The sequence below is a fragment of the Prevotella sp. MA2016 genome, assembly GCF_000619825.1.
GTDB lineage: Bacteria > Bacteroidota > Bacteroidia > Bacteroidales > Bacteroidaceae > Prevotella.
This window is the reverse complement of sequence record NZ_KK211036.1, coordinates 462658-488544: the sequence shown is the minus strand read 5'-3', so window position 1 is coordinate 488544 and position 25887 is coordinate 462658. Positions and strand designations below refer to the sequence as shown.

At 49.0% G+C, this 25887-nt stretch carries 22 protein-coding genes and 1 other RNA gene; 12 read left to right on the top strand and 11 right to left on the bottom strand.

Going from position 1 to position 25887, the window contains the following annotated elements:
- Positions 1–209: 209 nt before the first annotated feature.
- Positions 210–1106 carry a 50S ribosomal protein L11 methyltransferase gene (gene prmA / locus T360_RS0112925; RefSeq protein WP_028913151.1) on the bottom strand — a complete coding sequence of 299 codons (897 nt, stop codon included), beginning with the start codon at positions 1104–1106 and terminating at the stop codon, positions 210–212.
- Between the two features lie 129 nt (positions 1107–1235).
- Here prmA and T360_RS0112920 point away from each other — a divergent pair, with 129 nt between their 5' ends.
- The 5 genes from T360_RS0112920 to T360_RS0112900 all read left to right on the top strand — a co-directional run bounded on the left by T360_RS0112920 (position 1236) and on the right by T360_RS0112900 (position 7554).
- Positions 1236–2198 (top strand): hypothetical protein, encoded by a 963-nt coding sequence (locus T360_RS0112920; RefSeq protein WP_028913150.1) that lies wholly within the window; start codon positions 1236–1238, stop codon positions 2196–2198.
- A gap of 26 nt (positions 2199–2224) precedes the next feature.
- Entirely contained in the window at positions 2225–3805 is a 1581-nt protein-coding gene (locus T360_RS0112915; protein ID WP_028913149.1) for an OmpP1/FadL family transporter, read from the top strand.
- Positions 3806–3985: 180 nt separating this feature from the next.
- Positions 3986–5593 carry a thiamine pyrophosphate-dependent enzyme gene (locus T360_RS0112910; RefSeq protein ID WP_028913148.1) on the top strand — a complete coding sequence of 536 codons (1608 nt, stop codon included), beginning with the start codon at positions 3986–3988 and terminating at the stop codon, positions 5591–5593.
- Between the two features lie 28 nt (positions 5594–5621).
- On the top strand, positions 5622–6194 hold the full coding sequence (locus T360_RS0112905) for an indolepyruvate oxidoreductase subunit beta (protein WP_028913147.1): 573 nt from the start codon (positions 5622–5624) through the stop codon (positions 6192–6194).
- A 46-nt stretch (positions 6195–6240) separates the two neighbouring features.
- Positions 6241–7554 (top strand): pyridoxal phosphate-dependent aminotransferase, encoded by a 1314-nt coding sequence (locus T360_RS0112900; protein WP_028913146.1) that lies wholly within the window; start codon positions 6241–6243, stop codon positions 7552–7554.
- Positions 7555–7573: 19 nt separating this feature from the next.
- Here the strand turns inward: T360_RS0112900 and T360_RS15440 are convergent, their stop codons facing one another.
- The 3 genes from T360_RS15440 to T360_RS0112885 form a co-directional block, all read right to left on the bottom strand.
- Complete coding sequence (locus T360_RS15440) at positions 7574–7996, bottom strand: hypothetical protein (protein ID WP_155949564.1); 423 nt, start codon at positions 7994–7996, stop codon at positions 7574–7576.
- A complete protein-coding gene (locus tag T360_RS0112890) occupies positions 7996–8856 on the bottom strand; it encodes an RNA polymerase sigma factor RpoD/SigA (RefSeq protein WP_028913145.1) in 861 nt (286 codons plus the stop codon). The genes T360_RS15440 and T360_RS0112890 overlap by 1 nt, the downstream gene beginning before the upstream one ends.
- Positions 8857–8966: 110 nt before the next feature.
- Entirely contained in the window at positions 8967–10460 is a 1494-nt protein-coding gene (locus T360_RS0112885) for a trypsin-like peptidase domain-containing protein (RefSeq protein ID WP_028913144.1), read from the bottom strand.
- A gap of 299 nt (positions 10461–10759) precedes the next feature.
- Here T360_RS0112885 and rnpB point away from each other — a divergent pair.
- Positions 10760–11140, top strand: an RNA gene (gene rnpB / locus T360_RS15900) — RNase P RNA component class A.
- Positions 11141–11150: 10 nt separating this feature from the next.
- On the top strand, positions 11151–12074 hold the full coding sequence (locus T360_RS15435; RefSeq protein WP_051523570.1) for a YihY/virulence factor BrkB family protein: 924 nt from the start codon (positions 11151–11153) through the stop codon (positions 12072–12074).
- Positions 12075–12085: 11 nt separating this feature from the next.
- Here the strand turns inward: T360_RS15435 and thrC are convergent, their stop codons facing one another.
- The 5 genes from thrC to T360_RS0112855 form a co-directional block, all read right to left on the bottom strand.
- Positions 12086–13390, bottom strand: coding sequence for a threonine synthase (gene thrC / locus T360_RS0112875; protein ID WP_028913143.1), 1305 nt, complete (start codon positions 13388–13390; stop codon positions 12086–12088).
- Positions 13391–13432: 42 nt separating this feature from the next.
- Positions 13433–14710: a cofactor-independent phosphoglycerate mutase gene (locus T360_RS0112870; RefSeq protein WP_028913142.1), complete on the bottom strand. Its 1278-nt coding sequence runs from the start codon at positions 14708–14710 to the stop codon at positions 13433–13435.
- Between the two features lie 3 nt (positions 14711–14713).
- The gene (thrA, locus tag T360_RS0112865; protein ID WP_028913141.1) at positions 14714–17146 is read right to left on the bottom strand and encodes a bifunctional aspartate kinase/homoserine dehydrogenase I; all 2433 of its coding nucleotides are present in this window, start codon (positions 17144–17146) and stop codon (positions 14714–14716) included.
- A 129-nt stretch (positions 17147–17275) separates the two neighbouring features.
- Entirely contained in the window at positions 17276–18022 is a 747-nt protein-coding gene (pgeF, locus tag T360_RS0112860) for a peptidoglycan editing factor PgeF (protein ID WP_036929566.1), read from the bottom strand.
- Between the two features lie 15 nt (positions 18023–18037).
- Positions 18038–19018 carry a TlpA disulfide reductase family protein gene (locus tag T360_RS0112855; protein WP_028913139.1) on the bottom strand — a complete coding sequence of 327 codons (981 nt, stop codon included), beginning with the start codon at positions 19016–19018 and terminating at the stop codon, positions 18038–18040.
- A 352-nt stretch (positions 19019–19370) separates the two neighbouring features.
- Between T360_RS0112855 and rhuM the strand changes: the two genes are divergently transcribed.
- Positions 19371–20342, top strand: a complete 972-nt coding sequence (gene rhuM, locus T360_RS0112850; protein ID WP_028913138.1) for a virulence protein RhuM/Fic/DOC family protein — start codon at positions 19371–19373, stop codon at positions 20340–20342.
- Positions 20343–20458: 116 nt separating this feature from the next.
- A complete protein-coding gene (locus tag T360_RS15430; protein ID WP_051523568.1) occupies positions 20459–21463 on the top strand; it encodes a hypothetical protein in 1005 nt (334 codons plus the stop codon).
- Between the two features lie 10 nt (positions 21464–21473).
- Here the strand turns inward: T360_RS15430 and T360_RS0112840 are convergent, their stop codons facing one another.
- Positions 21474–22430 (bottom strand): sensor histidine kinase KdpD, encoded by a 957-nt coding sequence (locus T360_RS0112840; RefSeq protein ID WP_197019319.1) that lies wholly within the window; start codon positions 22428–22430, stop codon positions 21474–21476.
- A 275-nt stretch (positions 22431–22705) separates the two neighbouring features.
- Here T360_RS0112840 and T360_RS16300 point away from each other — a divergent pair, with 275 nt between their 5' ends.
- From T360_RS16300 to T360_RS0112830, 3 genes are read left to right on the top strand one after another with little or no spacing between them, the layout of a single operon-like run.
- Positions 22706–22843 carry a hypothetical protein gene (locus T360_RS16300; RefSeq protein WP_155949562.1) on the top strand — a complete coding sequence of 46 codons (138 nt, stop codon included), beginning with the start codon at positions 22706–22708 and terminating at the stop codon, positions 22841–22843.
- Positions 22844–22898: 55 nt separating this feature from the next.
- The gene (locus tag T360_RS0112835; protein ID WP_155949560.1) at positions 22899–23810 is read left to right on the top strand and encodes a hypothetical protein; all 912 of its coding nucleotides are present in this window, start codon (positions 22899–22901) and stop codon (positions 23808–23810) included.
- Positions 23811–23847: 37 nt separating this feature from the next.
- Positions 23848–25206, top strand: coding sequence for a hypothetical protein (locus T360_RS0112830; protein ID WP_155949558.1), 1359 nt, complete (start codon positions 23848–23850; stop codon positions 25204–25206).
- 162 nt (positions 25207–25368) lie between these two features.
- Here the strand turns inward: T360_RS0112830 and T360_RS0112825 are convergent, their stop codons facing one another.
- Complete coding sequence (locus tag T360_RS0112825; RefSeq protein ID WP_028913134.1) at positions 25369–25884, bottom strand: pyridoxamine 5'-phosphate oxidase family protein; 516 nt, start codon at positions 25882–25884, stop codon at positions 25369–25371.
- Positions 25885–25887 lie beyond the last annotated feature (3 nt).

Here is a 25887-nt window from a genome sequence, read left to right as displayed (position 1 = left end):
ATTTTGTGAACCACCAAATTTTAAACCGTTTTTCTTGGTTTTTTATAAAACAAAAAGAAGCGAGCATTCACTGCTAGCTTCTTCATGTTAAAAAACTAAATTAATCAACCATAAACCTTAACCATTAAAATCGGGTGCAAAGGTACAGATAATATTTGAAATAAACAAATACCAAGTGTAATCTTAACAATATTTATATAATCTGCATACTAATGCAAAAATGACATACAAGCCCAGTCTTTATCGATGTTTTTCGCCGAAAGTGTCAGTCCCAGTGAGCGTGCTTTTTCGGCAATTATATCGCAATCGACTGAATAATAACCACTTAGGATAAGTGTGGCCCCTTCGTTCATTTTGCTAACAAACTTCGGCATATCGTTCAAAAGTATGTTTCTATTGATGTTTGCTAGCACAATATCGAATTTTCCGTCGATATGATCAATCACACTTGCATCACCCAAAAGTGATGTAAAACGATCATCCACACGATTGATCACAGCATTGTGGCGTGCATTATCCACGCTCCATTCATCAATATCATAGCCCACAGCCTCGGTAGCACCCAGTTTCAGTGCGCAGATAGACAGGATACCGGTACCTGTGCCGCAGTCGAGAACTCTTTTAGTTGTGAGCTGAGAGTTCTCGCCTTGCGAGTGACCAGAGGTCGAGCGGAGAGGTGAGAAGTATGATATGAGTTGCTTGCAAATCATGCGGGTGGTTTCGTGGGTGCCTGTGCCGAAAGCCAGTTTGGCATCGATTTCTATCTGAATCTCACTTTCTGTCTCAGGCAGATGGCGACCGTCATGAATGGTAAGCTTATCGGCAACCATAATCGGCTCGAAACCCTCCTGTTCCCACTGCTCGTTCCAGTCGCGATCTTCTGCCTCGCGTACATTATATATTATAGATGTATTCTCGAAAGGGAAGTCGGCGATACACGTGCGAAGAGTTTCTTCGTCAAAAAGCGACTGCTGCACATAGCCCTTCAATCCGTTTTCTGATTCTTCGAATGTTTCAAAACCAGCCTCGCCAGCCAGCGAAGCTAACAAGTCGGCAGCGTCTGCCGAATAGGGTGAAATGGTGAATTCTACCTCGAAATATTTCATATTATAGTTAATTTTTGATGCAAAATTACAAAAATTAGGGAAAATCCTATCATAAGTTAGGGTTTTTCCCTACTTTTGCAGCATAATTCGTAGTATTTTTGCAATGTGAATCATTAAATATAGAAGAAAATGAAAAAACTGTTACTGATTTCAATGCTGATCGGGGCCATCCCAATGTCGATGATGGCTCAAGATGACGACCTCTACTTCGTGCCCAAAAAGAAGAAGGCAACGAAAGTGGAGAAGGTGAAGGATATCGCCCCCGTGGTGGCTCCACAGCCTAAAGCCAAGAGCAGCTACGAGGTGATTGACGGTGATACTACCAACCTTGACGTGATAGACTTTACTGAAGGTAAGGGTATTTATCCTGCCGACTCACTGGAGACAGAAGATTTTGCTCTGACCAAGAACATGGTTCGCTTCGACGATTATGACGTGAGTGATAACGATGCCTTCTGGGCTGGTTATCGTGCAGGTCGCAGCACATGGATGTGGCACTCGCCTTGGTATTATGGTCGTTATGGCTGGTATGACCCATGGTATTATGGTTCATGGTATGGATATAGCAGTTGGTATAGTCCTTACTATTACAGCTGGTATGATCCTTGGTTCTATGGCTGGTACGACCCCTGGTACGGACCTTACTACGGTTACTACGGATGGGGCTGGCCTTATTATAGCTACGGTGGTTATGCTCATTATTATGGTGGCGGTTATGGTCGCAGTCACTACTACGGACGTACAGGCAACGCTGGTACTATCGACGTGACTGGTCGCACCAATTATCGTCCTGCACATCGCAACACTGTCAGTACGAATGGCGCTCGCATGAGCAGTCTGAGAGATCGCGCCTCTCGCATGGGTGGCAATCGCGTTTACACCAGTGGTAACACGCAGCGCAGCAACTCGGGCAACTTCAGTGGTCGTCGTGGTGGCAACACTAACTATTCTGCACCAACACGCTCTAACAGCAGCTATAGCAGCGGCAGCAGCAGCTTTGGTGGCTCTCACAGCAGCAGTAGCGGAAGCTTTGGCGGTTCGCGCAGCTCTGGCGGCGGAGGCGGTGGCTCACGCATGGGAGGACGTAGGTAATTGAAAATAAAAAAATTGAAGTATTTATGAAGAAGATATTATATGCAGCAATGGCGCTGGGCATGAGTTTGCCAGCAGTTGCACAGGATACATACGAGAGTGCCCGCTTGTTGGGCGATGACTTGAACGGAACAGCCCGCTATGTGGGTATGGGTGGTGCGATGGAGGCTCTTGGAGCTGATATCTCTACCATGGGTACCAACCCCGCTGGTATCGGACTCTTCCGCCATTCAACAGCCAGTCTGAGTTTCGGCCTTGTGTCGCAGGCTGATGCTAATAAGTTCGACGGACTGGGTAAGACCAACATGAGCTTCGATCAGGCTGGTTTCGTCTATTCAGCTCGCATCAGTCCACAGTCTATCATCAACGTGGGCTTCAACTACCACAAAGGTAAGAACTTCGACCAGATTCTGTCGGCTGCCAACCGCCTCATAGGTTGCTCGCAGAATGGTCTGACCTATACAAAATGGACTAAAGGAATCTATGATCTCGAAGAGAATAAGCAAGGAGATGTGATAGGATGGGAGCCTGGTACTGACTATCGCTCTTACTCTTTCAGCGAGGCCGATTACATGAACGCCAACGTGCTGATTTTGGATCCAAACAACGGAAAATTTTATGAAACTGTAGCTGATGCATACACTTTCGATCGTGCTCATCGTGGTTGGATTGCCGACTATGATTTCAACTTGAGTGGTAACTATAACGACCGATTCTTCTGGGGATTGACCTTTGGCATTAAGGATGTGCACTATAAGGGCTATTCTGAGTATGCTGAATCTCTGTATAGTTCAGAATATAAAAACGAAACAGGTTCTGTGGCCGTAGGCGATGAGCGTAGGATTACAGGTACTGGTTTCAACCTGAAGTTTGGTGCCATCGTTCGCCCCTTTGAGGAGTCGCCATTCCGCATTGGTGCCTATATCCACACACCCACCTGGTACGAACTCACCACACGCAACTCTAGTGTGATGGAGAATTATTCAAAGTATGGTGCATGGGATAAGGGGTACAGCGATCAGGAGTACGAATTTGCTTACCACACCCCTTGGAAGTTCGGCTTGAGTCTGGGTACCACCATTGGCACAGAGCTGGCTCTGGGTGCTACCTATGAGTATAGCGACTATAGTGCCAGTCAGAACCGCATCATCGATGGTTACGACTACTACGATAATGCCGAATCCTCTACTGACGATGCTATGAAGGTGAACACAGAGCGCTCGCTGAAGGGTGTTTCTACCTTCAAACTGGGTGCTGAGTATAAGCCCGTACCAGAGTTGGCACTGCGCTTAGGTTACAACTACCTGACCAGCGGCTACAAGATGGACGGTGTGCGCGATACGCAGGTGGATAGTCCTGGTGTGATGTACGCTTCTACCACCGACTACGTGAACTGGAAAGACACCCAGCGCCTCACCGTAGGTGTAGGATTCAAGGTGGGTAAGGTGAATATCGACCTGGCTTATCAGCTGAGCAAGACTGATGGTGAGTTCCATCCCTTCCAGGATTATTCAAGTATTGTATCATCTGCCATTTTCGACAGTGGTGTTACAAAAGTAACCAATAAGCGCAGCCAAGGCTTGCTAACTATCGGCTATACGTTCTGAAGAATGTAAAAATTAAAAAATGTAAGAATGTAAAAATGTAAAAATTGAAAGATTGAAGTATAAAAATACGGCTTATGCAAAATAAGCCGTATTTTTTTGGCTGTTTGCGCAAAAAGTGTTACCTTTGCCCACAGTGAAACTGTAAATAGTAAAAATCTAAATAAATATTCAATTAGTAAGATGAAAAAGCTTTTATTGGGAGACGAGGCTATCGCTCAGGGCGCCATCGATGCTGGTCTGAGTGGTGTTTATGCCTATCCCGGCACTCCATCAACCGAGATTACCGAGTATATCCAGGAGTCGCCTATTGCCAAGGAGCGCAACATCCATCGCCGTTGGAGCACCAACGAGAAGACGGCTATGGAGGCAGCACTCGGCATGTCGTACATGGGCAAGAGGGCGCTGGTTTGTATGAAACATGTAGGTCTGAACGTCTGCGCCGATCCATTTGTCAATTCGGCTATGACGGGTACTAATGGTGGCGTTGTGGTTCTGGTGGCCGACGACCCATCGATGCACTCATCACAAGACGAGCAGGACTCTCGTTTCTATGCTAAGTTTGCGATGATTCCCACGCTCGAGCCCAGCTCGCAGCAGGAGGCATACGATATGATGCAAGAGGCTTTCGACCTGTCGGAGCAGTTGCGTCTTCCTATTCTGATGCGTGTCACCACACGTATGGCCCACAGTCGTGCGGTGGTAGAGATAAAGGATGAGCCACGCCCACAAAACGAGCTCAACTATAATGCTCAGGCCAGCAACTGGGTGCTGCTTCCAGCTTTTGCCCGCAAGCGCAATGAGGTGGTAACAGGTCAGCAGCCTTTGTTGGAACAGATGGCTGTAGAGTCAAAATATAATAAGTATATCGATGCTGCCGACCACAAGTTGGGTATTGTAGCCAGCGGTTTTGCTTACAACTACCTGATGGAGTGCTATCCTGAGGGTTGTCCGTTCCCTGTGCTCAAGATTTCGCAGTATCCTATTCCCAAGCAGCTCATTCGCCGTATGACCGACGATTGCGAGCAGGTGCTGATAGCCGAAGAGGGTCAGCCCTTCATCGAGGATCAGGTGCGTGGTGTGATGCCAGGCAACGCTGTCATCAAAGGTCGCCTCACTGGTGAACTGCCTCGTACAGGCGAGCTCAATCCCGACTTCCTGAAGAAAGCCCTTGGCATAGAGAGCAGCGAGAGCTATGCACCATGCGAGGATGTAACCCCACGTCCACCTGCATTGTGTCAGGGATGTGGCCATCGTGATGTATATACCGCTCTGAACGAGGTGCTTCGCGAATATCCCAATGCCCGTGTGTTTGGCGATATCGGCTGCTATACCCTCGGATTTCTGCCTCCATACAAGGCCATCCATAGTTGCGTGGACATGGGTGCCTCTATCACTATGGCCAAGGGTGCCAGCGACGCTGGTCAGTGGCCTGCAGTAGCCATCATCGGCGACTCTACTTTCACCCACAGCGGCATGACCGGTCTGCTGGATGCTATCAACGAGAATGCCGACATCACAGTGATTATCAGCGACAACCTGACCACCGCTATGACAGGCGGACAGGATTCGGCTGGTACCAACAAGTTTGAGGCCATCTGTAAGGGCTTAGGTCTGAGTGAGGATCACCTGAAGGTGGTGAACCCCATACCCAAGAACATGCCCGAGATTACAAAAGCTATCCGTGACGAAATCAACTATCACGGTGTGAGTGTGATTATTCCTCGTCGTGAGTGCATGCAGACGCTGCAGCGCCATCTCAAGCAGAAAAAGGCAGCAGAGAAAAAGTAAAAGGGTAAAAAGGTAAAAAAGTAGAAAAATGAAAACAGATATAATACTTTGTGGAGTAGGAGGTCAGGGTATCTTGTCGATAGCCACTATCATCGGCGAGGCCGCTATGAAGGAGAACCTCTATATCAAGCAAGCCGAGGTGCACGGTATGAGTCAGCGCGGTGGTGATGTGCAGAGCAATCTGCGCATCTCTAGCAACCCCATTCAGAGCGACCTGATTGCTCTGGGTGGTGCCGACGTGATTATCTCGATGGAGCCTATGGAGGCGCTGCGCTATCTGCCATTTTTGGCTAAGGATGGTTGGATTATCACTTCGAGCGCACCTTTCGTTAATATCCCCAATTATCCTGATATTGAGAAGATTAAGCAGGATTTGAATGGTATTAAGAATGTGATTGTGCTGGATATCGAGCAGGCAGCCAAGGACAATGGTGTGCCCCGTTCGGCCAATGTGATTCTGCTGGGTGCAGCCCAGAAGGCACTGGGTATCGAGTATGATAAGTTGGAGGATGCCATCCGTCGTGTCTTCGCCCGCAAAGGCGATGCCATCGTCGAGGCCAACATCAAGGCGCTCGCCATCGGACGTGCGGCTCAGAAGTAGAATGTAAAAATTAAAAAATTAAAGAATTAAAAAATTAAAAAATCGAATGTTACCGACACCGATTAAAAGAGAAATAGTAGATTCGCTGATTGCTGAGCTTGGCATTAATGATTTTGCCAAGGCCACCATTCGTGAAGTGAAGCAGGTGGCAGCAAAGGCTGAGAAAGCGAGTGGGGTAGAGTTTATCAAGATGGAGATGGGTATTCCTGGATTGCCTGCCGCTCAGGTGGGTGTTGATGCTCAGATCAAAGCCCTCGAAGGTGGCATCGCCCATTCGTATCCTGATATCCAGGGAGCACCAGTTCTGAAGGAGGCTGCTTCGCAGTTTGTGAAAGCCTTTATTGGTGTAGATATCAAGCCTGAAGGCTGTGTGCCTGTCACAGGTTCGATGCAAGGCACCTTCGCCTCGTTCCTCACTTGTTCGCAGTGCAACAAACAGAAGGACACCGTGCTCTTTATCGACCCAGGATTCCCTGTGCAGAAGATGCAGCTGCAGGTGATGGGCGTGAAGTACGAAACCTTTGATGTTTACGACTATCGTGGCGATAAGTTGGGCGCCAAGCTCGAGAGTTATATGAGCAAGGGCAACATCTGCGCCATCGTTTATTCTAATCCCAACAACCCCTCGTGGATCTGTCTGCGTGAGGAAGAGTTGAAGACAATTGGCGAATTGGCCACCAAGTATGATGCTATCGTGATGGAAGATTTGGCTTACTTTGCGATGGACTTCCGCAAGGACCTCTCGAAACCCTTCGAGGCTCCTTATCAGGCCACAGTAGCGCGCTATACCGATAACTATATGCTGCTCATTTCAGGCTCAAAAGCCTTCAGCTATGCTGGTGAGCGTATTGGTGTGGTCTGCATCAGCGACCAGCTGTTCCATCGTCACTTCGACGACCTCTCGGCCCGCTATCAGGGTCTGCCTTTCGGTCCTGTGTTCTCTACCCGCATGCTCTATGCGCTGAGTAGTGGTACCAGTCATAGTGCCCAGTATGCGATGGCCGCTATGCTCAAGGCTGCTTACGAGGGTAAGTACAACTTCCGCCAGGAGGTGATTGTGTATGGTGAGCGCGCCAAGAAACTGAAGGAGATATTCTGTCGCCACAATTTCTATGTGGTTTATGATAAAGACCTTGATGAACCTATTGCCGACGGTTTCTATTTCACGATAGGTTATCCCGGCATGACTTCGGGCCAGTTGGCTAAGGAGCTGATGTACTATGGTGTGTCGGCCATCTGTCTGATCACCTGCGGTTCAGAGCAAGAAGGCTTGCGCGTGTGCACCTCGTTTATCGAGGATCATCAGTACGCCCAACTCGAAGAGCGTATGAAGGTATTTGAAATAAACAACCCTCAGTAGTTTTACTGAGGGTTTTTTCTTAATCGTTGTTCATGTCAACAGCTGTAAACTTAAAGTCGCTGTCTGCTATGTTTCGCACGTCGTAAGGTTTCTTGCTCTTCACCAAGTATTTGTTTTTCATCTTGACGAACTTCTTCTCAACCTTTTTGCGATCTGTATTGGCTATTACCACACAAGTGCGGTTGGGCAGGTTGCGCTGCTGTGCAAAGTATTCGCGCAGCTGATAGCTATAGTTATTGCGGCCAGCCAGCATCTTCTTTTTCTTGGTAACCCAAACGCTGTCAACCTTCTGTATATTTGTGAAATAAACCGTAGAATCATTGAATGAAGCTACGAATCCGAACATATACGCTTGTGGAACTTTTACATTTTGTGCCTGTACGTTAGTTGTGCCGGCAGCCATCATGGCGATGGCAAGTGCAATTTGTTTAATCAATCTCATTATCCTAAATATGTCTTTAAAAATTTGTTTGCCTTGCTATTTCTTAGCTTGCGGATAGCTTTTTCCTTGATCTGTCGTACGCGTTCGCGTGTCAATCCAAACTTGGAGCCAATCTCCTCGAGTGTGAGCTCGGGCTGGTTGATACCATAGGATGCTTCTACCACATTGCGCTCGCGCTCATTAAGTGCGTTCAGTGCGTTGCGAATCTCCGATCTCAGCGACTCTTCTACGAGCTCGTTGTCGGCCAGCGGTGCATCCATGTTTGGCATCACGTCGAGCAGACTGTTGTCTTCGCCATCTACAAACGGGGCATCCACACTGATCTGGTGACCGTTGATATTCATGGCCTCGTCTATCTTGTCATGTGGCAAATCCACCTTCTCAGCTATCTCTTCTATCGATGGTCGGCGCTCGTTCAGCTGCTCAAACCGGTTGATCTCGCGATTGATCTTGTTGACCGATCCTACCTGGTTCAGTGGGAGTCTTACGATACGACTCTGTTCTGAGATGGCCTGCAGGATGCTCTGGCGAATCCACCATACGGCATATGAGATAAACTTGAAACCGCGTGTCTCATCGAAACGCTCAGCAGCTTTCAGCAATCCCAAGTTGCCTTCGTTGATCAGGTCGGGCAGTGATAGTCCCTGATTCTGATATTGCTTAGCCACAGATACCACGAAGCGAAGGTTTGCCTTCGTCAGACGCTCCAGCGCTTTTTGGTCTCCTTTTTTGATGCGCTGGGCTAGTTCAACCTCTTCCTCTGCCGAGATCATGGTCTCTTTACTTATCTCCTGTAAATACTTCTCCAGAGCCGCACTCTCTCGGTTTGTTATAGATTTAGTGATCTTTAGTTGTCTCATCGTGGTAATATTTTTTTCAAGTTGAGCGCAAAAGTAAGACTTTTTCCTGAAACGACCAAAAAAAAGCCACGAATTTTGATGATTCGTGGCTCATTTTTATTAAATTCGGCTTATTCGTCCTCCAGAGGTACTGCAAAATAGCCTTTTTTGCCTGTAGGATAGATACCCTGAATGTAGAGTACAGGCTCCTTTGACATCGAGGCCGACTTCACAATCTCCTGCAAGTCGTTGATGCTCTTCACGCTCTGGTCGTTGATGCGCTGGATGATGAATCCCTGAGGTACACCAGCACTCTTCAGGCGTCCGCCGCTCACCTTCAGAATCTGCAGTCCGTAGCCGATGTTCAGCTGCTCTTTCTGCGAGTCGGTGATAGCGCGGAACTGTCCGCCCAGTACGTCGATGTCGGCATCTTTCACTACCTTGGTGTTACCCTTCTCGTTCTTCAGGGTCAGTGTGGCAGTCTTCTTCGACTTGTTGCGCAGATAAGTCACGTTCACCTTATCACCAGGACGCTTCTGTGCGATGATAGCCTGCAGGTCGCCCATGGTCTTCACCTTCTTGCCGTCAATCTCTGTGATCACATCCTCAGCCTGGAGGTTAGCTTCGTCAGCCGCACCATCTTCCACAACCTTGTCGATGCGCACACCTTCCATCGTGCCATAGTCCTTCACGTCTTTGTCCTGATCCTTCATAGCGTCGATATAGTCCTTCACGCTACCGCCCTGAATACCAATCATGGCGCGCTGGTAAGAACCGTAGTTCTTGAAGTCTTCCACAGCCTTGTTCATGATGGCAGTAGGAATAGCGAAACCATAACCGATGTTCGAACCAGTCTGTGAGTACAGCATGGCGTTGATACCAATCAGTTCGCCGCGTGTGTTCACGAGCGCACCACCAGAGTTACCCTGGTTGATGGCAGCATCAGTCTGAATCATCGACGAAACACCCTGACCCATAGAGCGTGCCTTAGCCGACACGATACCTGCGGTCACAGTGTTGTTCAGTCCGAGCGGGTTACCTACAGCCAGTACCCATTCTCCTACGCGAACGTCATCGCTGTTGGCAATCACGATGGCAGGCAGATTCTTGGCATCAATCTTGATAAGTGCCAAGTCGGTAGATTTGTCGGCACCTACCACGCGAGCTGAGTATTCTTTCGAATTCTCATTGAGCGTAACGGTCAACTCGTCGGCACCATCCACCACGTGGTTGTTGGTCACGATATAACCATCAGCCGAGATGATAACACCCGAACCTGCAGCAGCGCGCTTAGGTGTCTGTACCTGGCGCTGGCGACGACCGCCATTGCCCTGTCCCTGTCCGAAGAAGCCTCCGAATGGGTTAGAGAAGAAATCCTCGAAGGGGTCGCTATATTCTACCGTCTGTACCTTAGAGTTCTGTACAGATTTAATGTAAACTACCGATGGCAGCGCTTTCTCGGCTGCATAGGTAAGGTCCACTGGCTGACCAGCAGGAGCTGCAGTCATCGATGTAACGATAGGAGCAGGTGCAGTAGCTGCATTAGTTTTAGCGAATGCTACTACTGAAAGAGTCAAAGCAACAGCGCATACGGCTGGAGTTGCTACATTTACGATCTTTTTCATATTCTCATTCATTTTTTTAATGTTTAAAATTCTACGATCAAAGTTTTATTTTTCGTTTCACGGTGCAAAAATAAGTGCATTATTTGAGATTCTGACAATTTGTCACAAAGATTTGTCCCAATTTAACAATTAGGCCTGAATGCTTAACGAGCATTTGCGATTAACACTTTATTTCTTAAATAACTGACAAATTTAAGTATTTATTATGATTTTAGTTGCATATTTTTAATTATGAGTATAATTTTGAGCATAATATTCTTGATTTATGAAAAATATTGGTATCTTTGCAGGCAGAAAACGCACTGCAACGGTTTGTCGCTGGCGCTTCTGAAAGGTCGCGCGAGAGGAAAGTCCGGGCAGCATAGGGCGCTCCACTTCTGAAAGTAGAAGCTATTGGTGACAGTAGGTGCCGGCAGAAGAAAATAACCGCCTTGCTTTAGCGCAAGTTGGAGTAGGGTAAGGATGAGAAGGTGGTGTAAGAGACCACCAGCCAGCGGGTGATCGTTGGGCTGTGCCGACTGGGGGCTGCAAGTTCATGTAAACCATCGTCTGAGGGTAGCCCGCCCGAGTAATACGGTGGAGGGTAGAACGCTTGAGCCATGAGGTGACTTATGGACTAGATAAATGACAAACGCCGCTTTCGGGCGGTACAGAACCCGGCTTATAGGTGCAGTGCTTTTTTTTAGAATTATGAAGTTTAGCCAGATATATCGTACACTTGTTTTAGCCATTCGTTTCTTCACCACGAAACGAGTGATGACGCAGGCGTCGGCGCTCACTTATTCCACGCTGCTGGCCATTGTGCCCATTCTGGCGGTTGTATTTGCCATAGCGCGTGGATTCGGATATAATAAGTATATTGAAATCTGGTTTCGCGACGCGCTCTCGTCGCAGCCTCAGGTGGCCGATACGCTGACGGATTTTGTCAACAGCTACCTGATTCACACGCAGAGTGGCATCTTCCTGGGTGTAGGCTTGCTCTTCATGCTCTACACGGTGCTGATGCTGGTAAACAATGTTGAGGAGACGTTTAATGAGATATGGCAGGTGAGCAATTCGCGCCCCATCATGCGCTCGCTCACCAACTATATGGCGATGTTCTTTATTTTCCCCATCATGATTGTGGTGTCAACGGGTGTATCCATTTTCATGGCCACCATTGCCAAGCACACCGATGGGTGGCTGATATTAGGACCAGCGGTTCACTTTCTGCTCGACCTCTCGCCTTATCTGCTGCTCTCAGTATTGTTTGTCGGCCTCTATGTCTATATGCCCAATACCGATGTGAAACTGAAGAGCGCCATCGTGCCAGGCATCATGTCGGGTATCGCCATGCAACTGCTGCAGCTGTTCTACATCCACTCTCAGATCTGGGTGACGGGCTATAACGCCATCTACGGTTCGTTTGCAGCCCTGCCGCTGTTTATGCTCTGGCTTCAGATTTCGTGGACCATCTGTCTGTTTGGTGCGCAACTCACTTATACCAACCAGAATCTGGACCGTATTGGTATCAATCTGGATGAGATTATCATGCATCCGCTGGTTGATATGACGGATGATGAAACAGACGAAGCGGCCAGAGAACTTTACTCCGACCGCCTCGACTCACTTTGATCAATTTATCTTTATTGCTTCAGCAAGTATGCCTTGAAGTCAGCAAAATCCTTGCTCATTGCCACGCTTTGCTTTTCGCCTCGCATGAAGGCCGCTAAGCGCTCGGGTATCTGTGTGTCGATGCCCAGAATTTCATCCACCTTCTCCTTGAACTTTGCAGGATGGGCTGTCTCGCAGAACACGCCTATCTCGCCTGGCTGCAATCCATCTACCAGTGCCTGATAGCCGCAAGCGCCGTGAGGGTCGAGGATATAACCTGTGGCCTGATAGCACTCACGCATGGTCTGCTTGATCTGTTCGTCGCTATAGGTAGCACCGCTGATGAGCGATGTGATACGCTCATGACTCTTGTCATAGAGGTCGTAGATACGTGCAAAGTTAGATGGGGCGCCCACGTCCATAGCGTTGGCCAGCGTCTGCTTTGATGGTTTAGGCTCATATTTGCCTGTCTGCAGATATTTGTAGAAGATATCGTTGGCATTGTTGGCAGCGATGAAGCGCTTGATGGGCAGTCCCATCTCGTGTCCAAACAGCGCCGCACAGATATTACCGAAGTTGCCCGATGGCACACACATCACTAACTGAGAACTCTTCAACTTTTCCTTCAGTCGGGCGTAGGCATTGAAGTAGTAGAAGGCTTGGGGCAGGAAGCGGGCCACGTTGATAGAGTTGGCCGATGTCAGCTTCATGTGGTTGTTCAGTTCCTCGTCCATGAAAGCACTCTTCACCAGCGCCTGGCAGTCGTCGAACACGCCGTCCACCTCGATGGCAGTGATGTTCTTTCCAAGAGTGGTAAACTGGCACTCCTGAATGGGGCTCACCTTTCCTTTAGGATAGAGCACATACACGTGGATGCCTTCTACGCCCAGGAATCCGTTGGCCACAGCCGAACCCGTATCACCGCTGGTAGCCACCAGCACGTTCACCTGCTGGCGGTTGGGTGTCTGGTTGATGAAATACTGCAGCAGTCGCGCCATAAAGCGTGCACCCACATCCTTGAAGGCGAGGGTAGGACCGTGAAAAAGTTCCAGTGTGTAGATATTGTCTTTCACGTTCACCACTGGGCAGTCGAACTGCAGTGTGTCATATACGATATCGTGCAGCGCATCAGGATCTACATCTTCGCCAAAGAAGGCATTGGCCACAGTGTAGGCAATCTCCTGAAAGCTCATCTTCTCTATATTCTCGAAAAACTCCTTGGGCAGCTTGTTGATACGCTCGGGCATATACAGACCGCGATCTTCAGCCAGACCTTTTACAACTGCTTTCTGCAGGTCGGCAATTGGAGCTTGATTATTCGTACTATAGTACTTCATTATTTTGAAATTTAAAGATTTAATAATGTAATAATGTAAAAATTAAAGCTTCATGAATTCTTGCATGAATTCTTGCAGCTTCAGCAGTCCGTAGGCGCCGTAGGTGCAGCTCACTTCGTCGTACTCTTTCACCTCGTCGGGCTCTATGCCGTCATACCAGAAGATGAATGGCACGGGCTTGCCTACGTGGATGCGAAGTTCTACAGGTGTGAGATGGTCGGGCAGCACAGCGATGGCTACAGGCTCATTCATCTCTTTCACCTTTTTATAAATAGGTTTGATGAGTCGCTCGTCCAGATATTCGATGGTTTTGAGTTTCAGTTCCAGGTCGCCGTCATGACCAGCCTCGTCGCTCGCTTCCACATGCACAAACACAAAGTCGTCGTGCTTCAGTGCGTCGATAGCAGCCTGCGCCTTACCTTCGTAGTTGGTGTCGGCCAGCCCGGTGGCACCCTCCACATCAATAATCTTCAAACCAGCATAATGCCCGATGCCACGAATCAGATCTACGGCTGAGATGACAGAACCCGATTTAATCTCAGGATACTGCTGCATCAGCGTCTCCATTGAAGGGCGATAGCCGCCGCTCCAAGGCCAGATACTGTTGGCCTGACGAGCACCATGTTCAGCACGCTCCTGATTCAGCTGGTGTGCTGTCAGCAGCGGTTGCGACTTGAGGATGAGCTCGTTCAGCAAGTCGGCCGTCTCCTTCGCCGACAACGCTCTCTCATCCCTCAACACTGAACACTCATCACTCAACACTTCCTCGGGTTTAACCAATAATGGGCGCCAAGGCTCATTAGGATGATCATGGGGTGGGGCGCACACGATGTGCTTGTTGCCACCCTTGATAATCAGCAGATGACGATACTGTATGCCGGTAATAAATTTCACACGTTCGCAACCATATCGCACGTTGATGGGTTTGGCCAGCGTTTCGTTCAGATAATCAATCAGTTCGCGGGCATCTTCCGTCTCCAGGTTACCACCATTATGGGTCACGATAACCCCTTTCTCCAGCGTGATGATGTTGCATCGCAGCGCCAGGTCGTCGTCGGCCATCTCGTAGCCGATAGAGGCCGCTTCGAGCGGTCCGCGACCTTCATACACTTTATTCAGGTCGTAGCCCAAGATGGCTGTGTTGGCCACTTCGCTACCAGGCAGAAAACCTTCAGGTATAGTGATTAATCGGCCGCATCGGCCCTCGCTAGCCAACTGGTCCATCATCGGCTTGTTGGCATATTGCAATAGCGTCTTTCCCCCTAATCTCTCAACGGGCAAATCCGCCATACCGTCCCCTAGTATAATAATATGTTTCATAAATTAGATATTAGCGATTGACATGATGTTTGCGAAGACACCGGCTGCGGTTACGCTGGCACCAGCGCCGTAACCCTGTATCAGCATCGGGTACTCCTTATAGCGCTCAGTGGTGAGCAGTACGATGTTGTTCGAGCCCTCCAGGCGATAGAACGGATGATTGCTGTCCACCTCCTTCAGCGCCACATTGGTCTTGCCATCCTCCATCGTGGCCACAAAGCGCCAACGCTTACCCTCGGCCTCCAACTTCTGTCGGCGCGACTCAAAGTCGGCATCCAGCTTAGGCAGAGCCTTCCAGAAGTCGTCCACGCTACCTTCAAAATAATCGCTGGGCACAAACAGATGCTTCTCCACATCCGTCTGCTCCACCTGATAGCCAGCTTCGCGCGTCAGGATTACCAGCTTGCGAATCACGTCAGTACCACTCAGGTCGATGCGTGGGTCGGGCTCACTGTAGCCCTGCTCCTTGGCGCGACGAACAGTCTCAGAGAAAGGCACGTCGGCAGCTATCTCGTTAAATATGAAGTTGAGCGTGCCGCTCAGCACAGCTTCGATTTTCAGTATCTTGTCGCCTGAGTTTCTCAGGTCGTTGATGGTTCCGATGATAGGCAGTCCGGCACCCACGTTGGTTTCATAGCGGAACCATACGCCACGATTGCGCGCCGTCTGCTTCAGTTTCATATAGTTGGCATAATCGCTTGATGCCGCAATCTTGTTGGCAGCAATCACGCTGATGTTGTGCTCCAGGAACTGCTGATACAGTGCAGCGATATCCTTGCTGGCCGTACAGTCCACAAACACACTATTAAAGATGTTCATGCCTATCACCTCGTCGCGTAGGCACTTGCCCTGCGCTTCGGGTGCTTTCAGCAGTTCGCGATAGTTCTCCAGGTCGATGCCGTCGCGGTTGTAGATGCCCGCCTTCGACGAGGCGATGCCCACCACGTTCAGCTTCAGTCCGTTGCGCTGCATCAGCGTCTCATACTGACTGCGAATCTGCTCAATCAGTTTGCCACCCACGGTACCCACACCGCAGATAAACAGGTTGAGCACCTTGTATTCTGAGAGGAAGAACGAGTCGTGCAGCACATTGAGCGACTTGCGCAGGAACTTGCCATCCACTACAAACGAGATATTGGTCTCCGATGCACCCTGTGCGCAGGCTATCACGCTGATACCACTACGGCCCAGTGTGCCAAACAGTTTACCGGCGATACCAGGCGAGTGCTTCATGTTCTCACCCACGATGGCGATAGTGGCCAGTCCGCTTTCAGCGTGCATGGGGAACATGGCGCCCGTTTCAATCTCCTTGGCAAACTCAGCGTTCAGCACCTCTACAGCGTCGGCAGCATCCTCGTCGCGCACACCGATAGAGGTAGAGTTTTCTGATGATGCCTGCGACACCATAAACACGCTGATACCCTTGTTGGCCAATGTCGTAAAGATGCGTCGGTTCACACCAATCACACCCACCATCGAGAGTCCTGTGACGGTGATAAGCGTGGTGCCCTTGATACTACTGATACCCTTGATAGGCTTCTGGTCGTTCTCAATATGATCCTTGATGAGCGTGCCTGGGTGTTCAGGGTTGAATGTATTTTTAACCTTGATGGGGATATTCTTTATACATACGGGGTAGATGGTTGGCGGGTAGATCACCTTGGCGCCAAAGTTACACAGCTCCATCGCCTCGATATAGCTCAGTTCGTTGATGGTGTAGGCCGTTTTAATCACGCGCGGGTCGGCCGTCATAAATCCGTCCACGTCGGTCCATATCTCCAGCACTTCGGCGTCCAGCGCTGCTGCGATGATGGCAGCCGTATAGTCACTACCGCCACGCCCCAGGTTGGTGGTCTCGCCTGTGTCCTTATCGCGACTGATAAAGCCAGGCACCACAGCCACATCGGGCATATCCTTAAAAGCCTCGCGCACCAGCTGGTTGGTCAGGTCGGCCACCAGGCGATGCTTGCCGTTTTTCTTTTCTGTGCGGATAAAGTCGCGACTGTTCATGCGGCGTCCGCCTTTGAACATCGCAGCCACGATGTTCGATGATAAGCGCTCGCCGTAGCTCACGATGGCGTCGCCCGTCTTGTTCGACAGGTCGTGAATCAGATACACACCATAATAGATACTCTTCAACTGGTCGAAGAGCTGATCCACCTTATTAAATAAATCCACGCGTTTTTTGTCGTCGGTGATGATGGTGTCTATCATCTGGTGATGCCTTGTCACCATCGCGTCGAATTCTTCACGCCACCTGTCATCACCCTTCAAGGCCAATTGTGAGGTTGATATCAACTTATCGGTGATACCGCCCAGCGCGCTAACTACTACTACGACAGGTTGCGTCCGAGCCTCTGTCTCAACGATTTTTTTTAAGCTAAGAATGCTTTTTACGGAACCTACGGACGTTCCGCCGAATTTCAATACTTTCATATTCCTATGCAATTTATCTTGCCTCAGGCGGTACCCTTAAACAAGCAGGGCTTCATCCACCGGCGCTGCAAAGGTAAGTGTTTTTGTTTAAACAACAAAATTTTTGAAAGTATTTTTAGCGATTTGCTTTCATTTTATCATTATAGCGGTATAAATTCTTCCACTTTTAATACCCAGGCGGCGGGCCGAGAAGAATTGGTCGTAGTGCTGATGAGTGCAAACGGCAGCTATCTCGATGTTGCTGGCGCTGATGCCAGCCTGTTGCATGTCGAGCGCATTGGCTTGCCAAAGGTCTATGTGCCATTTCTGGGCAGGTCGATGGGCTATCCGGCTCATGTCGAAGTGTGCTTCTGCAAACGCCTCATACACCTCGTCGCCCACTTCGAAGGCATCGGGCCCGATGCTTGGTCCTATCACCACCTTCATGTCGGCAGGGTTCGAGCCGTAGCGCTCTTTCATGGCCGCCACCGTCTTCTGTCCGATGTGTGCCACAGTGCCTCGCCATCCGGCGTGAGCGGCAGCTATCGCACGCGTGTGTGCATCATATATTAAAATAGGTACGCAGTCGGCTGTTGAAACGCCGATACACGTGCGGGGCAGGGCAGTGATGAGCGCGTCGATACCATCAAACTTATCACCCAGATTGTCGGCCGTTACCTCCGCCACCTTCGTGTCGTGCACCTGCCTGGGCAATACCAGATGCTGGTTGTCGATATCCAGCATCTGGCATAGCGCCTGTCGGCAGTCGGCTATATGCTTGGGGTCATCATCCGTGTACCAGGTGATGTTAAACCCGTCGTAGGGCTTGTCCATATCCACCAGTCCTCTCTCCGTAGAGAAGGCGATGACGTCGTGCTCTTTCAGTAGATGCAGCATCCCAATCAGTCTATTTTATTCGCCAAAGATTTCCTTCAGTTTGCTCTGCAGTCCCTCAGCGCGCAGTCCGCGAGCCACAATCTTTCCCTGTGGGTCGATGAGCACGTTGTCGGGGATGCTGTTCACACCGTAGATGCCTGAAGCAACGGTTCTCCAGCCCTTCAGGTCAGAGAGATGAATCCAAGGCATCTGCAGGTCGGTGATGGCCTTCAGCCAAGGCTCCTTCTTGTTGTCGAACGACAGTCCTACAATATCAAATCCCTTAGCGTGATATTTCTCGTAAGCCTTCACCACGTTAGGCATCTCAGCACGACAAGGTCCGCACCACGAAGCCCAGAAGTCCACCAGCACCCATTTGCCCTTACCTACATACTCGCTCAACTTGTGCATCTGGCCGTCGGCATCAGGCTCCTCCAGGTCGGTAAACTGCTTGCCGATGATGGCATTCTTCTTCATCATCTCGGCATACGTCTCCAGCGCCTCTTTCACGTTGGGGTGGTTAGCCCATACAGGTTTGGTGTCCAGAATCTTCTGCAGCTTCTCCATACCGAAGTGCTCCAGATACTCATCCACAAAGGCAGCAGGAATCATGGTGTTCACCTCGTCGGTGAAGATTTTCTCCAGTCCCTTCTTGGTGTCCAGTGTATATCTGGCGTGCATGTCCAGATCGTAGCGCACCAGTCGCTCGTTCTGTGCTGAGCCCTTCAGTGTGCTGTCGTTCAGGTTCACTGTCACGGGCGTGCCGTCGTTCACGAATGGTGTCATCCATCCCAGGTTCTCACTCTTCACGTTCAGCACAGCGTCCTTCTGGGCAGTACCACTGATGCTGAATTTGCCGTTCTCCACCTTTCCAGTCAGCATTTTGCGTGTCTGGAAGTTTATCAGTATCACGGTCGAGCCATTATCCTTGCTCACGCCATTCACGGTGAAGTTCACCTCTTGGGCCTGCGCCCCTACAGCCATCATCAAGGCTGCTGCAATCATTGCCTTTTTCATCTTTTTATTTTGTATTGATGTTAATATTCTGAATAATTGGCTGCAAATTTACGAAAAAAGCTTGTAAAAGCGAAGCTATTTTGGAAGATTAACGCAATTCGGCCTGAAATAAAGGCATTGCGGAATTTGTCCGTAAAGGAAAGAGACTACCTGGTTGTAGCAACCAATGGTAAATGTTGAATTGGAACACAAAAGATGATTTCAAAATCAATTGTTTTTTTCAAACCTGTGCCTCAATAATTCACACCTTTTTTGTATCTTTGCAGCATCAAACGATAAAAAATAGTATGTAAATGTTTGATGGATAAGAAAAAAGTTGTATCTTTGCAGAATGTATTAGAATTAATCAATTATGAAACAGGATCAGATTGTAATCTATCAGACGGAAGACGGACAGACGCAGATTGATGTCCGCTTGGAGAATGAGACGGTATGGCTTAACGTATCTCAGATGGCATCTCTCTTTAATAAAGAGGATTCAAACATCAGAAGACACGTGTTAAACGCATTTAAAGAAGGTGAATTGGAAAGAGATAATAATAACGTGCATTTTTTACACGTTAATGGTGTGAAAAAACCAGTGCCTTATTATAGTCTCGATGTCATCATCTCAGTAGGTTATCGCGTTCATAGCCAACGTGGTACTGCTTTCCGTATCTGGGCACGAAAGATTATCAAGGACTATCTTGTTAACGGCTATGCCGTTAACAAGCGCATACATAGTGAACAGATAGGCGAGTTGCGCCAGCTGGTAGGTATGCTGGGGCGCACAATTCAGAATCAGACCTTGCTGTCGAATGATGAGACCAATGCACTTTTTGAGGTGGTGACAGATTACACTTATGCCCTCGATACCCTCGATAACTATGATTACGAGCGACTCTCTATCGATAAGACTACAAAAGAAGAGCCTTTCCATGCAACGTATGAAAATGCAATGGAGGCTATTAATGGTTTGCGAGAGAAGTTTGGAGGTTCTGCTCTTTTTGGCAATGAGAAGGATGATTCCTTCAAGAGCAGTATTGGCCAGATCTATCAGACCTTTGGAGGCGAGGAACTCTATCCAAGTGTCGAGGAGAAGGCAGCCATGTTGCTCTATTTGGTTACAAAGAATCATTCCTTCAGCGATGGCAACAAGCGCATTGCAGCCACTCTGTTCTTGTGGTTCCTGAATAATAATGGTATTCTCTATCGTGCTGATGGCTCAAAGCGTCTGGCAGATAATACCCTCGTCGCACTAACTCTGATGATTGCTGAGAGCAAGACAGAAGAGAAAGATGTGATGGTAAAAGTGGTGGTGAATTTGATCAATCAGAAGAACTAGTTACAAGGAAAAGGCGCCAATGATGAAGAGCAACTTCAGAGTTTTTTACAAAAATGTTGCTATTTTGTTACTTTTTCACTATATTTGCACCCGATATATTATCAACCTTTAGAATTATGAAGAAAATCTTTCAGTGGGCACTGGTAGCCCTTCTCTGCACTTACAGCGTAGATATGCTGGCTGCAGGCACAACCATTAACTATCGACTGGCCACAGCCTCCGAGACCCGCCAGCTGATGCAGTCCAACACCGATTACTATGGCAAAATGAACCAGATGGATATCGACTGGCGCGTAAGAAAAGATGGCGGTACGCTCGACGAACTGAAGGCGATGGCCCAGCAACAGGCGCGCGACTGGACTGACGCTGAACGCGATTTTATGGCGACGGTGATAGGCATGGTCACCGACAGTCTGAACAGCATCGGCTGCCAACTGCCTGTGCCTTCTGAAGTCATATTCGCCAAGACCACCCAGCAAGAAGAAGGCGGTGCGGGCGGCTACACCATTAAGAATATCATCTTTCTGGGCGAGATGTCGGTACAGGCCTGTATGCCCGATACCGCCAGGACAGCCCAAGAGAATCAGCTGCTGCAGAGATGGTTTGCCGAGTTGGTCGCCCACGAGCTGTTCCACTGCGTCACCCGCCACTCACCAGTCTTCCGTCAGAAGATGTATGCGCAGATAGGTTTTACGGTGATGGATCACGACATCACGTTTCCCGAAGCCATCAGCAAGCGCATGATTATCAATCCCGATGTAGAACACATCGATAACTATGCCACCTTTACCATTAATGGTGAGAAGCGTCGCTGCGAGCTGATAGTGCTTTACGAAAAGTCGTGGGCCGAAGCCAGTGCCGAAAAGGGCAATCAGATTGTCTTCTTCTCTTTTCTCAAGCCCGTCCTTGTGCCGCTCGATGATATGACTAAGGTTTATGATATCACCGAAGCGAGCGATTTCTGGGATGCAGTAGGTCTCAACACCAAGTATGTCATTGCCCCCGAGGAGTGCATGGCCGACAATTTCTCGTATGCCGTCATCCGAGGCATGAATCCCGCCACGCCTTACCAATCACCCCAACTCATCCGAAACATCATCACCGCCCTGAAGCAGTTATGAAGTTTTCCTTCTATCTAGGCAGCGTCATCACGAAGCGAGCGCCTGGAGCATAAGTGGTGTCTAGAACGATGTCGCCACCCAGTCGGCGTGCCTGACTGCGCGCGATGGTCAGTCCGATGCCTGTGCCGTCATAATATTCGTCTAACTGCACAAACTCCTCAAAGATGTGCTCAGCCTCTTCTGCAGGCACTCCGATGCCTCGGTCTTCTACGGCAAACACCACACTCTCGTCGGTTGTCGTCACGCAGAGGCGGACCTGTTTTTCAGCGCTCTTGGCAGAGTATTTGATGGCATTGTCGAGCAATAGCGACAAGGCGCGCGAAGCCGTATCGATATGCGTGAGCAGCGGCGTTGCCCCCACCTCGTTGGTCATCTCCAGTTCAAAGTTCACATCCTTCTGTTCAGCTATACCAGCCTTGCTGATGGTGAATCCAGTCAGCTCCACAGCAGTAGTCTGGTCCGTACGGTTGATCACCGATTGGCTGTTGGCATCGCTCAGGTCGAGCATCTTGTTCACCAAGCCCGTGATGCGGTCAGTGTTTTCCACGATACCCTGTTTTATCTGTATTTTCTCATCATCGCTCAGTTCCACGCCTGGCATAGTGATGATCTGTGTGAATCCACTCAAGATATTCAGTGGCGTACGTATCTCGTGCGAAATCTGCTGGATAAAGTTGCTTTTCATTTTCGACGACTCCTGCGCCCGTTCGTTCGCTTCGGTCAGTTGCTGCAGCGAGTCCATCAGCTCTTTGTGACTCATCTCCATGATGTGGTAGTTAGTCTCCAGCATGGCGTTGGTCATGGTCAACTTTTCCAATGTCTCCTGTTGCTCCTGATGACTCATCTCCATGATATGGTAGTTAGTCTCCAGCATAGCGTTAGAGAGAAACAGGCGTTTGCGAGCCTTTTTCAGCTGGTACATATAGAGAGCGGTGTACACCGTTGATACAGCTCCTAAGAGCATCATTAGTTTTATATAAGTAATATACATTGTGTTGATATCCTGAAAATTCAGGCGCAAAGGTACTAAAAAAGCGCCAAACAGCACACTGTTTAACAGATTTTATATTTTAACCACATTCATTCTGATTGCAGGCCTTATTTTTATTATTTTTTTTAAAAAAAATCCGTTTTTTGTTTCTTAATAGAAAAAAAAATGTGTAATTTTGCCGCGTTTTTGCGGTTTAAGGGTATTGTCTATTAATCGCAGTCGACATTAATTATTACTTAAAACAGTAAATTATGAACGAAACAAGCATTAAAAAAGAAAGGTATTGTAAACCTGCGATGAAGGTTTACCAGTTGAATAATCAGCCTTGTCTGCTGGTAGGCAGCAACGGTAACAGTCTCCCCGACGGAACGCCAGGACAATCATTCTGACACCGCAGGACGACAGAGAGATTGAAAGTAATAAACAATCAAATAATAATCAACAATGAACATCAAACATCTATTCTACCCGCTGTCAATCGCATTGGCAGCGATGACGATGACGGCCTGCAGCAACGATGACGACGCGGCCGTAGAGGCCGGAGTGACAGGCACATTCCAGGTGAGCATCAACGTGGGACCAACCGCACAGACCCGCGCCATCAGCGTGGGCGGCAACGACGGCCACACGCTCTATACCAACTGGGACAAGAATGACAAGGTTCAGGTGGTGAAGGAGGGTGCAACCACCACAGCCGGCACACTGACCGCCAACGTAAGCGCGGGCAACTCGGCCTACGCCACACTGACGGGTGAACTCACAGGCACCTTCGCCGCTGGCGACAATGTGACGCTCCACTACCACACTGCCAGTCTGGACTACACTGGTCAGAAGGGCACGATAGCCGACGTATCGACCAGCAAGAGCTACCTCACAGCCACATCGACCGTGAAGCAGATAGGTCAAACTACGGGAACGGTTAAGGACGAAACTAACAATTACCTAGTGATGAGCGATGCCGCCTACGAAGCCCAGCAGGCCTACCTCGACATCACATTCACCAACGACGCAGGCCATGCCCTCGCCATCACCAAGCTCGAAGTATGGACCAGCGAGGGCAAGCTGGTGAAGACTGCACCACTCGACGGCCAGACGGTCTACGCCACCGACGCCAGTCCGCTGACCATCACACCCGATGCTGCCACCGACCACTTCTTCCTAGCCCTGCGCGATGAGGCCGGCACCAGCAACACCATCTACTTCGTGGCCACCACTGCCGGTGATAAATACATCTACAGCAAGAATCTGGAGCTCAAGTACGGCGAATACTACTACGCCGCTAGCCCCAAGACCATGATGAAGTGCCCCAATAATAGTGCAGAAAACTACATTTGGAATACTCCTACTGAAGAGTAACTAACCCTCTATTACGAAGAAAACAATGAAAAAGACAATGAGATATATTAGTATTGCAGCCCTCGCACTGGTGGGCGCAGTAATGACTGGCTGTTCGAAAGATGACGTCATGGCCATCGACAAGCAGCAGCAGACTGATGACACAAGTAAAAAGACAGTAACCATGACCACTACCGTGGGGCTGAACGCCGCTCCAAAAACGCGTGCACTGACTGGCGAAGGCGTTAAGACATTTGCCGTCGGCGAGCAGATGGCTATTGTTTACAGCAACGGAAGTGGCATGGTGATGGCTGTGAGCCGTGCCCTCAAAGCAGACGATATCAAGGATGCCGGCACAATTGCATCATTTACCTTCGACCTTGAAACACCAGACAAGTCGATAGATGTACAATACATTTATCCTGCATCTATGGCGAGGGCTGACGGCTCCATCAACTACGATGCCCTTGCTAATCAGGACGGTACTCTGGCAAGCCTTGCCAGCAATCTTGACTTGGCTACTTATGAAGGAGAGTGGCAAGGCGAAAATCTTCCAAGTTGTACGCTCCAGAACCAACTCGCCATCCTTGCTCTTACCCTCAAGGACAGCGATGGAGCCAACGAAATTACTGGTAACGTTACTGACGTAACAGTTAAGGCAGATGAGGATACTTATACAGTAACCCGTTCGGCTGCTGCAGGTCCTATCTATGTCGCTATTAAGCCTATAGTTTCAAAGAATGTTGTGGTTACAACCACCGGTGGCTCAAAGGACTATGTTAAGCTATTGACAGGAAAGACCTACGCATCTGGCAATGGCTATAGTGTAAGTTGGAGGATGACTCCTATTATTCCTTTTATGGAAGCTACTGCCAATGACGTTGGCAGGGTGATTGCTATCGACGGTAATGTCTACGACAATACAACCATTGCTACAGCGGTAAACACCACAGCAGTTGCAATAATTTCATACGTAGGCAATCCACGTGACGCAGAAGTTGGGTGGTACAGAGGTCTTGCTATTGGCATGAGAGACCACACCGGTGGCCGCGTTGTTTGGGACGCTGCCGCAAGTGCTGCTGAGGACAATAACGGCACCGTGGTTCCAGGCGGCACCAGTGGCTGGTTCTTGCCGTCTGTAGCCCAGTTAGGCAAGGTTTGTCAGGGACTTGCAACCAAGAAAAAAGGTACTGCAGTTACTGAAGAACTCTCAGTATTGAGTAACCCTGATTACACAGCTAGTAACTTGAATAGTATCATTTACAGTGCAGGTGGTACAGGTTTTGTAGATAGAGCCTATTGTACAAGTACAGCATCCAATGAAACCTCTGCGTGGTATTTTGATTTCAGGACTGGTAAGCTTAGTGATAAGGCGAAGACGGAAGTAGGCGACGTTCGCTCTGTCATTGCTTTCTAATGTTCCCCAAAGATAAAAATAGAGAAACGGAAGTCAGTCACGGCTTCCGTTTTCTTTGTCTCTTCCAATCAGCGGAAATATAATCTATCTATCCTACAGCCCCATACACGATGTGGCCCCCAGCGCCGTCACTTCACGGATGGCCTCGCACTCTTTAGGAGGTCATTTCATTCTGCCATATTTCATTTCTTCACCCTGTTTATCATACTGTTTACGCTTACCAACGGGAGGTTCAGTCAGAGTAATCCTAACCACTGCTGTCCGTTCGAGACTTCTGGCAATAGCATCATCGAAAGCATCCATATGATGAGGGAGAAAACGCTGGCAGATAGCTCTCAGACCAGCAATCTTCTCTTCGTGGTCTGTCACAATCTCTGCCTTGCCTACGGCGGTTGCAGATTTGTATTGTAGCGTAAAACTTCCATCTTTAGGGCCAACCGTAGGCGCACATTTAGTAACTGCCGAGAGGAATACAGTCGGACAGTGACGAATGCAGTCCAACTTGTCACCCTCCAAGGCACAATGGAAATAGAAGGTTTTCTCGTCTGTGCGTACCAACGACAGAGGTAATCCGTATGGACTCCCATCTGATTTAATCATGCTGACTGTAACGTAAGGTGCCTTATCTAATACCTCCAAAGCGAAGGCGGCATCCATCTCTCTACTTGCTTTTCTCATAGT